Origin of the sequence: Streptomyces sp. E-08 (assembly GCF_049913095.1) — a bacterium.
Classification (GTDB): Bacteria; Actinomycetota; Actinomycetes; order Streptomycetales; family Streptomycetaceae; genus Streptomyces.
Genome location: NZ_CP183971.1, coordinates 4,634,774 through 4,648,532, shown reverse-complemented (window position 1 = coordinate 4,648,532; position 13,759 = coordinate 4,634,774). Strand labels below are relative to the sequence as shown.

Here is a 13,759-nt window from a genome sequence, read left to right as displayed (position 1 = left end):
CCCGTGCCGTATCCAGACAGTGACCTCAGGGGGAGTCGTGACGAAGAAGACGCGGCAGCAAACTCGGAAAAAGAAGGCACAAAAAGGCGTCGCCATCTACCATGACATGAAAGTGTACGAGAATTTCGAGCGGACTGCTCTTCGAATTTTCGAGTGCATCAAGCAGGCCGAGAAGAATTCCCCAGGCACCCCGCGCTTTCTTTACATCGACATTCAGGGTCACAAGAACGAGGCTGGCGGATACGATCACGACGCTTTTGAATTGATGCAAGATTTTGCACTTGGCTTCCTAGGGGACTACCTCACCGAAATCCACACTCCTCTTTACGGTGTACGGAACCCGCGAAAGCAACGTAACGACATTCCCGACGTCTTGCAGATACATCACCCAGACGACGGAAGCAAGTACGGATACGACACCGACTCTTTGGTCATCCAGCCTCGCGAGAATCGGCCAGCCGACAGAAAAACTGCGCCAACTGTACGCGCCATTGCCGAATATCTAGGCATGGACGAAGCCTCCTGCCTGGTGTGCTGGCGTAAGCCAGTTGAGCGGGCGCACGTTGTTCCGACTTCGCTCGGGGGTTCAATGGATGTCAGAAACTTTGCACTGCTATGCCGAGATCACCATGCCGAGGCTCCAGACGTGGCTGACGCGGAGAGTTTCTGGGCCTGGATTGATTATGCGGAACTCAGAGACAGTCCGGACAAGTGGGTAGATGCACCCGAGGAGGCGAAGGAATTCCTGCGGAAACATAACGTGCAGATCGGAAAGGAGCCTCGCGAGCCTTTGCCTTTCTTCTCTGCCGTGAAGGAGGAGTTGAAGTCTCTCTACGGCTGGACGGACAGCGATCTCAGTTCGGCGGCTTGGCCAGAGCTGATGGACGAGTTTCATCGCGTCCTAGACACAGCAACAGGGCGACACTTCTCTATCGACAAGAAGGCATCCACCTATGCCTGGGCCTATGACATCGCGCTGAGGAGGGTTACGGGAGATGCTCGCCGTGTCGTACGTGACGCCCTATGACGCACGTCGGCATAGCCACCTCGGGCGGAGCATATTTTGCGGCACGACAGTCAGTCATATGAACTTGTTCTGGGGGTTTGAGAGAACAGTGCAGGTCGCGCCCGGCCTGCAATACAACCCGCCCCGCTCCCATCCCGTCTGCCGTCGACCCACACACCGTGGAGCAGGCGCGGTGCCGGGCGTCCAGGTGGAGCGCCCCACTGGACGAACGACCTGGACGCCCGGTGCCGTGTCTGCTCGGCTCTGCCTGGGTCGACGGCAGACGGGATGGGAGTCCCCACCGCCACACCCACCAGCCGGCACCCGCCCACGGAGTCCCCGCCATCCCGGAGCCTGAGCGCCCCCGCCGGAGGCATCGTCCTGAGCCGCACTCGCGTACTGACTCGGCCACCTCGTGGGTTCGGCACCCATCAACCCGAGCCGTCAGGCGTGCGGACGGCGCCCGGGCTGGAGCGGGGCGCAGACAGGAGCGCAGGCCCGGGCGACGGGCCGCGCGCGCCGCGCCGTGCGCGGCGGGTGCCTTGATGAGGTAGAGAAATCTGTAACAACTCCAGGGCCCCTATGGGCGGATGTACGCGATCGTGGCGTCGTCATGCTGTTTGCTTCGCGGCCATCGGCTGAGGTCGGAGTCGGATGCTTCCGCTTCGCGGACCAGTCGGAGTATCTCTTCGGGGCCGCCGTGGCTGAGCAAGGTCATGTAGCCCTGCCAGTCGGTCGAGCGGAACGTCGTCACAAGTCGTCCAGCGCCGTCGGTCAGCAGGGCCACGCCCTGGACCCGGGATGCGATCTCCGAGCCGGTGAGTGCATGGCTTGCTGCTGTCGGGTCGGCTGCTGCCACCCAGTACCCGCCCCGCACGTTGCGCTGGCTGCGCTCTTCCTGGACCAGGGCCTCATGGGCTCGCTGCCGCTCTGGCGACCCCGGGACTGCCCTGGCGAGGACCTCTCGGGCATGTGGTGCCACCTGGGCAAGACGGTCGTCCGTTGTGGCTGTCACTACGTCGTCTCTCTGGATGAGGACCGTGCAGTCTCCCAGGACGAGCCACTCGAAGCTGTCGCCCCGCACCCGGGCCATGGCCACTGTCGCGGAAGGGGACAGCGGAGCATCGACCACACAGGTGTCCCGGTGCAGGCTTGCCGTCGACTCGATGGCCGTCGCCAGGCAGATCGTCAGGGGCGCGTCTCTCCGGGCAGCCTCCACGTGCAGGCGAGTACCCAGCTGCTCCACGTACCAGGCGACTCCATGCCGGCACCCCGAATTCATGCCCGGTGCCATACCGGCGCCGTCCAAGACCACGGCCGCGGTGGAGTCAAAGAGCGCGAAGTCCTCGTTCGGACCCTGAGGACGGGAGTAGCTGGCGACGTCGACGCGCACGTCAGACGGTCTCGTGAATCAGGACGTTGCTCAGTGCGCGGCTACTGCTGATCGCCTTCGTGCTCGGGTCGTAGTCCGCTGCGATCACCATGGAGAACGGGGCCGTGCCTACCTGCTTGTACAGGTCGGCGACGTTCTCGGAGAGGAAGTGGGCCACTCCCAGCGAACCGACCGCGTGGACGCCAGCGATGAGCAGGAAGGTGCCCTGCCCGTCAGGCCTCGGCAGTCTGCCGAGATACGCAATGTCCGTCGGGGAAGGGGTCTCAGGATCATCGGTGGGAGAGGTGTGTACGGTGCCGCCGTCCCGCTCAGTCAGGGCCCAGCGCCCATCAGGCAGGGTGTCGAAGGCCAGCTGCGGATCCTTGCCCAGAGCCTCGGCGGTGACGGGCGACGTCTTCGGTCCGCAGACGACCATGAGGTCATCCCGGTTGAGGTCGATTTCGCCCGAGGTCGGGATGTAGCCGAGGTCTCCGTCGAGTTGAAGCCGATGCGCCAACGCCAACAGCTTCTGCCCCGTGGAGCTGTCTTCGAGCGCCACGTAATCCCGCTCGCCCGGCCGCATGGGTACGAGCACCTGGGCGTGCTCGGTACCGAGGAACGCACGCTCCGGCGGAGGGCCGGCATCGCGGAGCTGCGCCACGCGCGCCCGGCTGACGCCCATCATCTTGGCGACGTCCGCCATGGAGTGCCCATGGTCGCGAAGCCAGGCGATGCTCTCCTTGCGCATGCGAGAGGTCTCGACGACGGCGGCTTGCAGGTCCCCCATCAGCTCTACGGCGGCCTTCACGCGGAGCGCGTGATCTTGCATGGCGGCGACCCGCCGCACTTCTTCAATCACGGCGAACACCTCGCGGAACCGGACATAGGGCTGACTTCATACCCACATGGTAAGGGGGGCTTGACACCTCGCACCAGTCGCATGCATCTTGGGTGCTAACCCCCCCTTAGCAGCACGGGGGATCCGACGCTCGGGCTGTTAAGCCCCCCTTACCGGGAGAGTGGACATGCCGTCCTTCAAGATCGACCTTTCGACCGCCGTCGTGTTCGTCGCGACCGCTCCCACGCCGAAGCTCGTGAGCAAGCAGACCGGCGAGCGCGCCATGGACCGGGAGACCGGCGCCGGCCTCTCCACCGTCGGCCTCCTCATCTCGGACGAGGGAGAGGGCAACCTCTACCAGGTCACCATCCCGGAGACCGGCCTCCCGGAGAACCTGACGCCGGGCATGCCGGTGACGGTCATCGGCCTCAAGGCCCGGGACTGGGAGAACACGTTCAACGGCCAGACCCGGCACGGCATCTCGTTCCGCGCCGTCGCGGTGACCCCGATGGGGGCCTGACCATGACCGACCTCGCGACCTTATGGGAGGTCGGCCTCCCGCTCGCCGGAACCGCCGGCGGCCTCGGCTACGCGAAGGTCCGCGCGCCGCGGGTGTTCTGGTCGCTGGTGGGTCTGCCGGTGGCGACGACGCGGTTCGCGGTCACCTACCGCTCCACGATGGACGTGTGCGGGCTGACGGTGCAGCCGTCCCGCTTCCGCGCCTTCCTCGTCCGCAGCCTCGCCCGCCGCCCTGACGTCCAGCCGGTGCCGCCGAAGGTCCGCCGCTTCCGGGGCACCTCGACCGGCCTGCGGGTCACGCTGCGGCTTCCGGCCGGACTCGAACCGGCTGATGTGATGGCGGCCTCGGAGCGGCTGCGGCACGCCTGGGGCGTCCACTCCGTCACCGTCGTCGAGACCAAGCCGGGGTTCGTGGAGCTGCGGATGACCGGGTACGACGTCCTGCGGAAGGTCCGGATGCCCCGCCAGCAGCTGTCCGGGCCGATGACGGTGCCGGTCGCGCTGCGGGAGGACGGGACAACGTTCGTCCGGGACTACCTCAAGGTCCCGCACGCGCTGACCCTCGGCGCGAACCAGTCGGGCAAGTCGATGTACCAGCGCAATCTGATCGCCGGGCTGGCCCGCCTGCCGGTGGCCCTGGTCGGCATCGACTGCAAGCGCGGCGTCGAGCACCGCGGCTACGCGCCCCGCCTGTCCGCCCTGGCCATCACCCCGGAGGAGGCCGACGGGCTGCTGGACGGGCTGGTCGGGGAGATGGAAGACCGCTTCGACCTGCTCAGCGCCCACGGCGTGGCCGACATCTGGGCCCTCCCGGAGCATGTCCGCCCGGTGCCGGTCGTGGTCCTGGTCGACGAGGTCGCCGAGCTCTTCCTCGTCGCGACGAAGAAGGACGAGGAACGCCGGGACCGGATGGTCACCCAGCTCATCCGCCTCGGGCAGATGGCCCGCGCCGCTGGCATCTTCCTGGAGGTCTGCGGACAGCGCTTCGGCTCCGACCTCGGCAAGGGCGCCACCGCCCTGCGCGCCCAGCTCACCGGCCGCACCGTGCACCGGGTCAACGACAAGCAGACCGCCGAGATGGGCGTCGGCGACATCGCCCCCGACGCGGTGGTCACGGTGCTGACCATCCCGCCGGACCGGCCCGGTGTCGCGATCGCCGGGGACACCTCCGGCGGCTGGTCCCGCATCCGTACGCCCGAGTTGAGCGCGGCGGAGGCTGCCGCGATCTGCGCCGCGCACGCGCACCTCACCCCCGACCTGGCCGCCGTCGCCGCCTGGCGCCCGGCCGCCCCGGCCAGTAGTGCCGCTCCGGAGTCCGTGCCGCTGGTGAAGCCGAGCCCGGCCACCGCGTAGCCCCTCTCTCCCCCTCGGTCGGCGTGCCGTCTCACGCCAGGTCCCTACCCCACCCATGCCCGAAAGGAGGTGAACCCTCGTGTTCCGCACCCTCCGCCCCGACGCCGTCCTCGTTCAGGCCGTCATCGCCGGGGCCCTGTCCTTCGCCCACCTGCACGACCTGGCGGCCGCGGCCGGTCAGGACGGCTGGAAGGCGTGGGCCTACCCGGTCTCCGTCGACCTGCTCCTGGTCGCCGCCTGGCGCCGGATGCGCACCGACACCGCCAACCGTGACGCGTGGCTGTGGTTCGCCATCGCCCTGATCGCGTCGCTCGGCGCCAACGTCGCCACCGCCGGACTGCTCGACATGAGCGACGTCCCGGCCTGGCTGCGCATCCTCGTCGCCGGGTGGCCCGCCCTGGCCTTCCTCGGCGGCACCCTCCTCGCCCACGCACCCCACCCCGGCCCGGACCCCGAACCTGCGGACGTCCTCGTCGTCGAGCGGACCCCGGAACCGGCGCCCGAACTCCCGCCGGCCGAACCCGCCCCGGTGGAGATCCCGCCGGAGCCCACCCCGCAGGAAGAACGGCCGGAGCCTGCTCCCTCGGCGCCCGCCGTCCCGGTTCCGCCCGCGCTGCTGGCTCATGCCCAGAAGATCGCGGACGCCCACCGGGCCCAGACCGGTGCCCCGATCGACGCGGAGACCCTCCGCACCCGGCACGGCATGCCCGCCGCGCTCGCGGACTCCATCGCCCTCCAGCTCGCCTGATCCGGAAGGAGCAAGACCCGTGCGTCCGAACCGCTTCCACCACGTGATCCGCATCGGCCCGGTGCAGGTCGGCGACCACTACGACGGCCGGGGCCGGACCAAGCACACCGCCGTGTGCACGGCCCCCGGCTGCGACTTTTCCGCCGACTACCACACCCGCGCCGCCGCCGAGCTCGCCGCCCGCACCCACCGCTGCCAGCCTCGCTGAATCCGAAGGAGTCCGTCTCGTGGACGTCCCGCTCTGGCTCGCCCTGATCGTCGTCGGCGGCCTCGGCATCAAGCTCATCCGCCCGCCCTGGTGGCTCGTCGCCGTGATCCTCCTCGGCGGCTACCTCCTCGCCGACAGCCTCTTCGCCCCGCTCATCGACACCACGATCAAGTAGGGAGAGACCCGTCATGCTCCAGCCGCGCATCCCGGTCAACCCGCTCCCGACCGGCCTCGTCACCCCGCCCGTCCAGCCGGCCGTCGCCGCCGACATCGAGCCGACCGCCCCGGCGCCCGTCCCGGTGCCGGTCGCCCCGGTCCGCACCTCCATCCAGCTCACCCCGGGCAGCGCGCTCGCCCTCGCCGCCGGCGGTGGCGCCGTGGTCCTGGTCGTCGGCGCCGTCCTGGTCTCGATGCTCCTCGCCGTCGCCATCACCGGCGTCTCCGTCGCCCTGATCGCCGTCGTCCTGCGCCTCCTCGTCCGCGACATGCAGAAGGGCCGGTGACCCCGATGGACGCGTACACCATGGCGACCGCGGGCTTACCGGCCCTGGGCTGGGCCCTGCACGGCGGCCTGCTCCAGCGCCGCCTGGCCACCGCCCGCCGCGACCCGCTGACCGGCCTGCACACCCGGACCGGATGGACCGCCCGCGCCGAACGCCTCATCGCCAAACACCCCGGCGCGCTCGTGCTCCTGGTCGACCTGGACGACTTCAAGGCCGTCAACGACACCCACGGCCACGCCGCCGGGGACACGGTCCTCACCGCCACCGCCCAACGGCTCACCGACTGGTGCGGGAGTCACGGGATCGCCGCCCGGCTCGGCGGGGACGAGTTCGCCGCCATCGTCGCCCACCCCGACCGCACCGCCGGCCTCCTCGCCCTCTGGTCCGCCCTGGACAGCCCGGTCACCCACCAGGGCCACGTCCTTGCGGTCTCCGCGTCGGTCGGCTGCTGCTACCCCGGCCACCTGCCGGTCCCCACCCTCACCGACGCCCTCTCGGCCGCCGACGCGGCGATGTACGCGGCCAAGGGCCACGGCAGGCGCAACACACACTGAGCGGCCCCCGGAGCGGCCTCGGTCGCCAAACTTCCGCCGCCCCGGGCGCCTTCAACCCCATTCCAGATCCACGGACCCGAAAGGGAGTACTCATCATGTCCCAGACCACCCCGACCGCGCGCGTGTGCCGCGACTGCGACGGCTTCGCCACCGCCACCATCACCACCGGCCTCCGGACCATCGACGGCGCCCGGGACACGATCCGCGTGAACTGCCCCAGCTGCCGGGGCCTGGGCCGCACCGCCCCGGCCTCCCTCGTCCGCGCGGGGAAGTGACCGCGTTGACCCACGCCGCCCTCACCGCGGCGGGCCTGGACCCGGCCACCCTGAGCGACCTGCTCCGGCTGGCCGGGTCCCCCGGCTTCGACCGCCTCACCGAACAACTCCGCCGCACCGGCGGCTGCACCGCCCCCATCCGCCTCACCGGCGCCACCAAAACCCTCGACCCCGCCACCCGCACCGTCCTCCACGCCTACAACACCGACGCCGAACCCGGCGGCGTCCTGCGCGTCGCCTGCGGCAACCGGCGCGCCTCCCGCTGCCCGGCCTGCGCCTGGACCTACGCGGGCGACACCTACCACCTGATCCGCGCCGGCCTCACCGGCGCACCCGACAAGGGCACCCCGGAGACCATCCGGGACCACCCCCGGGTCTTCGCGACGCTGACCGCCCCGTCCTTCGGCCCGGTGCACAACCGGCCCAGCACCCGGCCCTGCCGCTGCGGTACCCGGCATGCCGAGGACGCCCCGGAGCTGGGCACCCCGCTGGACCCGGCCGCGTACGACTACGCGGGCGCGGTGCTGTGGAACAACCACGCCTCCGAGCTGTGGCGCTACTTCACGATCTACCTGCGCCGGGAGATCGCCGCCCGCGCCGGCCTCACGCAGAAAGCCGCCCGCGAACAGTCCCGGGTCTCCTTCGGCAAGGTCGCCGAGTACCAAAAGCGCGGCGCCGTCCACTTTCACGCCGTCATCCGCTTCGATGGCCCCGGCGGACCGCACACCCCACCCCCAGCCTGGGCCACCCTCGACCTGCTCACCGACGCCATCCGCGCCGCCGCCGCCCGCGTCCGCGTCGTCGTCCCCGCCGCCCCGGCCTACGGCGTCGGCCAGGACCTCACGCTCACCTGGGGCACCCAGCTCGACGTCCAGCCCATCGGCGCCTTCGGCCACGGCGAAGAGCTCACCGAACAGGCCGTCGCCGCCTACGTCGCCAAGTACGCCACCAAGGCCGCCGAGACCACCGGCACCGTCGACCGCCCGGTCGGCAACAAGGAAGCCCTGATCCTCCTCGACGTCCCCAACCACCCCCGGCGGCTCATCGAAGCCTGCATGGACCTGGATGCGGCCTACCCGGACCGGCGCCTCCGCTCCTGGGCGCACATGCTCGGCTTCCGCGGCCACTTCTCCACCAAATCCCGCGCCTACTCCACCACCCTCGGCGCCCTGCGCCAGGTCCGCGCCGACTACCGCGCCGCCCAGCAGCGCACCGCCCTGGGCCTGCCCGACCCCGACGAGCACCCCGAGTCGACCCTCCTCGTCGTCGCCCACTGGGCCTACGCCGGCCACGGCGCCACCCCCGGGGAGTCCTGGCTCGCCGCCAACATCCGCCGCGACCTCCAGCACAACCGCGAACACGCCCGCGAGATCAGAACCGAACTCGACGCCGACGACACCAATGGGGAGTGGTGACCATGGCCCGCGCTCTGCCCGAGCGATACCTCACGCCGACCGACCTCGCGGACCTCCTGGGCGTCCCGCTGGAGACCGTCTACCAGTGGCGCCGCAAGCGCACCGGCCCTCGCGGCTTCCGTGTCGGTGTCCACCTTCGGTACGACCCGGAGGACGTCCGTACGTGGGTGGGCTCGCTGATGGATCAGGAGAGTGCAGCCTGATGGCCGGGCACATCCAGGACCGGTGGTTCAAGACGGAGACCGGTTCCGACGGGAAGCCCCGCCGGGTGAAGAGCGAGCGTCACGGCACCGGTATGCGGTACCGGGCCCGGTACGTCGGCCCCGACGGGACCGAGAAGTCGAAGAGCTTCCCCGACCGACAGAAGCGCCTCGCCGATCAGTGGCTCGCCCAGGTCGAGGCGGACATGTCCCGGGGGCAGTACATCGATCCCCGCGCGAGCCGGATCACCTTCCAGCAGTACGGCGAGAAGTGGCTCCGGAACCATCAGGCCGACCCGAACACGGGCTTCTCGATGGAGTCGCAGCTACGCCTTCACGCCTTCCCCTACATAGGCTCCAGGCCGCTCGGATCCTTCAAGCCCGAGCACATCCGGGACTGGGTCGCGGATCTGACGGCGGCCGGAGTGGTCGGGTCGTACGCGCGGGTCATCTACTCCAATGTCCGCACCGTGCTGAATGCGGCGGTGGACGACGGCCACCTTCCGAAGAACCCGTGCTCCGCCCGCTCGGTGAAGGCGCCGGCCGTCGAGACCAAACGAGTGGTTCCGTGGACCGCTGACCGCGTCTTCGCAGTCCGCGCTGCCCTGCCCGACCGGTACCAGGCCATGGTCGACGTCGGTGCCGGGTGCGGACTCCGCCAGGGCGAGATCCTGGGTCTGACCGCCGACTCGATCGACTTCACGACGAACACCGTGCACGTCGTCCAGCAGCTCAAGCTCAGTCGCAGCAAGCCGGTGTTCGCCCCGCCAAAGGGCGGCAAGCTCCGGGACGTACCTCTGCCCGGGCCCGTCGCCGATGCGCTCCGCGCGCACCTGGCGAAGTTCCCGCCCGTCGACATCACGCTGCCGTGGATGACCCAGCGCGGGCAGTACGTGACCAAGCAGCTGATCTTCACCGCTCCCCTGGGCAACCACGTCTGGCGGAGCATGTTCAACACCGACCAGTGGAAGCCCGCGCTCGCCGCGGCCGGCATCATCCCTGAGCGGGAGAAGGGGCAGCAGAACTACGCCTCCGCGCGTGAGCATGGGATGCACGCGCTGCGGCACTTCTACGCGTCGGTGCTGCTGGACGCCGGGGAGAACATCAAGGCTCTGGCGGATTACCTGGGCCACTCCGACCCCGGTCTGACGCTGAGGGTGTACGCCCATCTCATGCCGAGCAGCCGGGAGCGCACCCGAAAAGCCATGGCTGCCGTCTTCGAGGGCGCCTACGCTCCTGGTCGCTGAGGAAGGGAGGGCGCGATGACCGACGGCGAGTCCGTCGAGTACTACACGCTGCTCTGCGACGACCCGTCCCACGAAGTGGTGCTCGTCGACTGCGGGCCGCGCGAGACGGACGTGATCCTGGCGTTGCGCAAGCTGACCGGACTGAGCTTGTGGCGCTGCCGGGACCTGGCTCGGCAAGCCCCCGTCACCATCCTCGAAGGACTGGGCGACTACGAGGCCCGGTCCGCCGTCTCGATGCTCCGGAGTGCCGATGCCGAAGCGGAGTGGCGGGCGGAGCCAGAGCCCGGGGAGCACACGGCTCCGTCCCCCTGACGGCCCACACACGGCCCCAGCTCACGAAGAAGCCCCCTCCCGGCGGAGAAACCGCAGGTAGGGGGCTCTTTCGTGGGTAAGAGTTACTTCTTGCCCTGGTTCTTGACCGCCTCGATGGCCGCCGCGGCGGCCTCCGGGTCGAGGTACGTGCCGCCCGGGTTGAGGGGCTTGAAGTTCTCGTCCAGCTCGTAGGAGAGCGGGATGCCGGTCGGGATGTTCAGGCCCGCGATGTCCGCGTCCGAGATGCCGTCCAGGTGCTTCACCAGCGCGCGGAGGCTGTTGCCGTGGGCGGCGACCAGGACCGTGCGGCCGGCGAGCAGGTCCGGGACGATGTTGTCGTACCAGTACGGGAGCATCCGCTCGACGACGTCCTTGAGGCACTCGGTCTGCGGGCGCAGCTCCGGCGGGATCGTCTGGTAGCGGGCGTCGTGGGCCTGCGAGTACTCGCTGTCGTCCGACAGGGCCGGCGGCGGGGTGTCGTACGAGCGGCGCCACAGCATGAACTGCTCCTCGCCGAACTCGGCGAGCGTCTGGGCCTTGTCCTTGCCCTGCAGGGCGCCGTAGTGGCGCTCGTTGAGGCGCCACGAGCGGTTGACCGGGATCCAGTGGCGGTCCGCGGACTCCAGCGCGAGCTGCGCCGTGCGGATGGCGCGCTTCTGGAGGGAGGTGTGCAGCACGTCGGGCAGCAGGCCGGCGTCCTTGAGCAGCTCGCCGCCGCGCGTCGCCTCCTTCTCGCCCTTCGCGGTGAGGTTCACGTCCACCCATCCGGTGAACAGGTTCTTCTCGTTCCACTCGCTCTCGCCGTGGCGGAGGAGGATCAGCTTGTACGGTGCGTCGGCCATGCGTACGAGCCTAATAGACCGCTGACGATTGACGCGCGTCGTCAATTCGCTGGCGTCCGACGTATGAGATGCGTAAGTTACGAGAGCCGGAAGCAGGGCTTACGTACAGCAGGGGGCCGCCTCACATGTCCATCGATTCGCTCAGACGATCAGCCCGAGCGACGGTCTCCGGCCTCCCCCAGGGCTTCTGGTGGCTCTGGCTGTCCACCCTGGTCAACCGGACCGGCGCCTTCGTCCTGACCTTCCTCTCCCTCTACCTGACCGTCGAGCTCGGGCACTCCGCCTGGTTCGCCGGACTCGTCGTCGCCCTGCACGGCCTCGGCGGTGTGGCGGGATCCCCGCTCGGCGGCGCGCTCACCGACCGCTGGGGCCGCCGTCCCACCATGGTCACCATGCACCTCGCGGCCGCCGCCTGCGCCGCCGCCCTCGCCGTCGTCACCAGCGCCTGGGCCATCGCCGCCGTCGTCCTCCTCATGGGCGTCGCCATGCAGGCCGTCCGTCCCTCCATCAACGCGACCATCGCCGACATGGTCCCCGCCCACGAGGTGCGCCGGGCGTACGCCCTCAACTACTGGGCCCTCAACCTCGGCTTCGCCATCGCCTCCATCGGCGGCGGCGCCGCGGCCTTCCTCGGCTACCGCACCCTCTTCGTCGTCGACGCCGTCGCGACCACCCTGTGCGCCGTCATCGTCTTCCTCCGGCTCCCCGAGACCCGCCCCGAGGCGGCCGTCGACCAGCAGGGCGCGCCGGTCGTCGAGGAGAAGGTCAGCATGCTCACCGTGCTGCGCGACGCGCCCTTCCGCACGCTCGTCCTGCTCAACCTGCTCGTCTGCCTCGTCTTCACCGCCCCCTGGATCGGCCTGCCGCTCACCATGGCGAACCAGGGCCTCTCCCCCTCCTCGTACGGCGTCGTCATCGCCGTCAACGGCATCGTGATCGTCGGCTTCCAGCTGCTCGTCAACAAGCTGACCGACAAGCGCTCCCCGGTCGTCCTGCTGACCCTCTCCGCGCTCCTCTTCGCCCTCGGCACCGGCGCCACCGCCCTCGCCGGGTCCCCCGTCGCCTTCGCCGCGACCGTGGTGGTCTGGACGGTCGGCGAGATGATCCACGTCCCGACGAACGCCGCCGCCACCGCCCGCCTCGCCCCCGAGCACGCCCGGGGCCGCTACCAGGGCGTGATGGGCATGTCCTGGGCCGTCGCCGGTTTCGTCGCCCCGATCGGCGCGGGCGCGATCGTCGGCGGTCCGGGACCCGATGTGCTGTGGGCGGCGACGGCCGCGATCGGCGTCGTCGCGGCGGTCGGGTACTTCACGCGGCTGCGGAAGGCCCTCGCGGACGAGCCCGTCGAGGCCGGGGTCGTCGCCGGCGCGGCCAAGGACGTCGAGTCCTCCCCCGTCGGCGCCTGACTCATCCGCTCCCGTAGGCCGCCCACGCGGCCACCGCGAACCCCGTCCCCTCCCTGCGCACCTCGGCGGCGCCCGCCCCGCCGAAGTGCGCGGGGACGACCAGTTCCCGCGCGTCGGCGGCCCGTTCGAGGATCCGGCGGCGACTGGCCGCCGCCCCGGCCGCGTCCAGGCAGAAGCAGCTCGCGCGCGCCGGGTCGAGGATCTGCACGGGGCTGTGGAGGAGGTCGCCGACGAAGACCGCCCGGTCGCTCCCGGAGGCGAGCCGCAGCACGGCGGAGCCGGGCGTGTGGCCGGGCGCGGACTCCAGGACGAGGTTCTCGTCGATGCGGTGGGAGCCGTCCCAGAGCGTGACGAGCCCCGCGCGGTGCACGGGCGCCACACTGTCCTCGTAGATCAGCCGGTCGTCCTCCTGGACACCGCCGCCGTACGCGTTCGCCGGACCGAAGTGGAAGTCGTCGGCGGCCGGGAGCAGGTACCGGGCGTTCGGAAAGGTCGGGGCCCACTCCCCTCCCGCTGCGTACGTGTTCCAGCCGACGTGGTCGGCGTGCAGATGCGTGTTCACGACGACGTCGACGTCCTCGGGCCGGACGCCGGCCCGCTCCAGCCGGCCGAGGAGACCGTCCTGCCGCCGGTGGAAGTGCGGCAGATGGGGCCGCTCCCGCCCGTCGCCCACCCCCGTGTCGACCAGGACGGTCCGCCCGCCGCTGCGCAGCACCCAGGTCTGCAGCGCCATCACCGCGCTGTCGCCGTCCGGCGCCCAGTGGTCCGGCGCCAGCCACTCCTCGTTGTCCTTCCACACCTCGGCCCCGGCGTCCGGAACGATGGTGCGGGCGGGCCCGAACGGCCCCTGCCACTCGACGACCCGGACGATCTCGACGTCCCCCAGGACGATGCTCTGTGCGCTCTCGTTCGTCATGCGATCGACAGTAGGGAGGCGCGGGTGAGCGTCTCAATGCCTGAT

At 70.2% G+C, this 13,759-nt stretch carries 18 protein-coding genes; 14 read left to right on the top strand and 4 right to left on the bottom strand.

The window, feature by feature from the left end; genetic code table 11:
* Positions 1-37 precede the first annotated feature (37 nt).
* On the top strand, positions 38-1,027 hold the full coding sequence (locus tag ACN9MM_RS21440) for an HNH endonuclease (protein ID WP_426365117.1): 990 nt from the start codon (positions 38-40) through the stop codon (positions 1,025-1,027).
* Positions 1,028-1,586: 559 nt separating this feature from the next.
* On the opposite strand, the gene ACN9MM_RS21435 is transcribed toward ACN9MM_RS21440, so the two are convergent.
* Together ACN9MM_RS21435 and ACN9MM_RS21430 are read right to left on the bottom strand one after the other, a co-directional pair.
* On the bottom strand, positions 1,587-2,399 hold the full coding sequence (locus ACN9MM_RS21435; RefSeq protein WP_426365116.1) for a protein phosphatase 2C domain-containing protein: 813 nt from the start codon (positions 2,397-2,399) through the stop codon (positions 1,587-1,589).
* 1 nt (position 2,400) lies between these two features.
* Positions 2,401-3,237: a sigma-70 family RNA polymerase sigma factor gene (locus tag ACN9MM_RS21430; RefSeq protein WP_426365114.1), complete on the bottom strand. Its 837-nt coding sequence runs from the start codon at positions 3,235-3,237 to the stop codon at positions 2,401-2,403.
* A gap of 166 nt (positions 3,238-3,403) precedes the next feature.
* Here ACN9MM_RS21430 and ACN9MM_RS21425 point away from each other — a divergent pair, with 166 nt between their 5' ends.
* The 12 genes from ACN9MM_RS21425 (at position 3,404) to ACN9MM_RS21370 (ending at position 10,550) form a co-directional block, all read left to right on the top strand.
* A complete protein-coding gene (locus ACN9MM_RS21425; RefSeq protein WP_093874845.1) occupies positions 3,404-3,736 on the top strand; it encodes a hypothetical protein in 333 nt (110 codons plus the stop codon).
* A 2-nt stretch (positions 3,737-3,738) separates the two neighbouring features.
* Entirely contained in the window at positions 3,739-5,088 is a 1,350-nt protein-coding gene (locus ACN9MM_RS21420) for an FtsK/SpoIIIE domain-containing protein (protein ID WP_426365112.1), read from the top strand.
* 79 nt (positions 5,089-5,167) lie between these two features.
* On the top strand, positions 5,168-5,836 hold the full coding sequence (locus ACN9MM_RS21415) for a DUF2637 domain-containing protein (protein WP_426365111.1): 669 nt from the start codon (positions 5,168-5,170) through the stop codon (positions 5,834-5,836).
* A gap of 19 nt (positions 5,837-5,855) precedes the next feature.
* Positions 5,856-6,044 carry a mobile element transfer protein gene (locus ACN9MM_RS21410; RefSeq protein WP_426365109.1) on the top strand — a complete coding sequence of 63 codons (189 nt, stop codon included), beginning with the start codon at positions 5,856-5,858 and terminating at the stop codon, positions 6,042-6,044.
* A 19-nt stretch (positions 6,045-6,063) separates the two neighbouring features.
* Positions 6,064-6,219 (top strand): hypothetical protein, encoded by a 156-nt coding sequence (locus ACN9MM_RS21405; RefSeq protein ID WP_426365108.1) that lies wholly within the window; start codon positions 6,064-6,066, stop codon positions 6,217-6,219.
* 13 nt (positions 6,220-6,232) lie between these two features.
* Positions 6,233-6,547 (top strand): SpdD-like protein, encoded by a 315-nt coding sequence (locus ACN9MM_RS21400; protein WP_426365107.1) that lies wholly within the window; start codon positions 6,233-6,235, stop codon positions 6,545-6,547.
* Between the two features lie 5 nt (positions 6,548-6,552).
* Entirely contained in the window at positions 6,553-7,101 is a 549-nt protein-coding gene (locus ACN9MM_RS21395; protein WP_426368791.1) for a GGDEF domain-containing protein, read from the top strand.
* 95 nt (positions 7,102-7,196) lie between these two features.
* Positions 7,197-7,376 carry a hypothetical protein gene (locus ACN9MM_RS21390; RefSeq protein ID WP_426365106.1) on the top strand — a complete coding sequence of 60 codons (180 nt, stop codon included), beginning with the start codon at positions 7,197-7,199 and terminating at the stop codon, positions 7,374-7,376.
* Between the two features lie 5 nt (positions 7,377-7,381).
* Positions 7,382-8,791, top strand: coding sequence for a replication initiator protein RepSA (repSA, locus tag ACN9MM_RS21385; protein WP_426365105.1), 1,410 nt, complete (start codon positions 7,382-7,384; stop codon positions 8,789-8,791).
* A gap of 2 nt (positions 8,792-8,793) precedes the next feature.
* Positions 8,794-8,994, top strand: coding sequence for a helix-turn-helix domain-containing protein (locus tag ACN9MM_RS21380; protein WP_150230041.1), 201 nt, complete (start codon positions 8,794-8,796; stop codon positions 8,992-8,994).
* Complete coding sequence (locus ACN9MM_RS21375) at positions 8,994-10,238, top strand: tyrosine-type recombinase/integrase (RefSeq protein ID WP_426365104.1); 1,245 nt, start codon at positions 8,994-8,996, stop codon at positions 10,236-10,238. Before ACN9MM_RS21380 ends, ACN9MM_RS21375 begins: the two co-directional genes overlap by 1 nt.
* 15 nt (positions 10,239-10,253) lie before the next feature.
* Positions 10,254-10,550 (top strand): ribosomal protein L7/L12, encoded by a 297-nt coding sequence (locus ACN9MM_RS21370; RefSeq protein WP_426365102.1) that lies wholly within the window; start codon positions 10,254-10,256, stop codon positions 10,548-10,550.
* Between the two features lie 83 nt (positions 10,551-10,633).
* Here the strand turns inward: ACN9MM_RS21370 and ACN9MM_RS21365 are convergent, their stop codons facing one another.
* Complete coding sequence (locus ACN9MM_RS21365; RefSeq protein ID WP_426365101.1) at positions 10,634-11,392, bottom strand: phosphoglyceromutase; 759 nt, start codon at positions 11,390-11,392, stop codon at positions 10,634-10,636.
* 125 nt (positions 11,393-11,517) lie between these two features.
* Here ACN9MM_RS21365 and ACN9MM_RS21360 point away from each other — a divergent pair, with 125 nt between their 5' ends.
* Positions 11,518-12,798, top strand: coding sequence for an MDR family MFS transporter (locus tag ACN9MM_RS21360; RefSeq protein WP_426365100.1), 1,281 nt, complete (start codon positions 11,518-11,520; stop codon positions 12,796-12,798).
* Between the two features lies 1 nt (position 12,799).
* Here the strand turns inward: ACN9MM_RS21360 and ACN9MM_RS21355 are convergent, their stop codons facing one another.
* Complete coding sequence (locus ACN9MM_RS21355; RefSeq protein WP_426365099.1) at positions 12,800-13,714, bottom strand: MBL fold metallo-hydrolase; 915 nt, start codon at positions 13,712-13,714, stop codon at positions 12,800-12,802.
* Positions 13,715-13,759 lie beyond the last annotated feature (45 nt).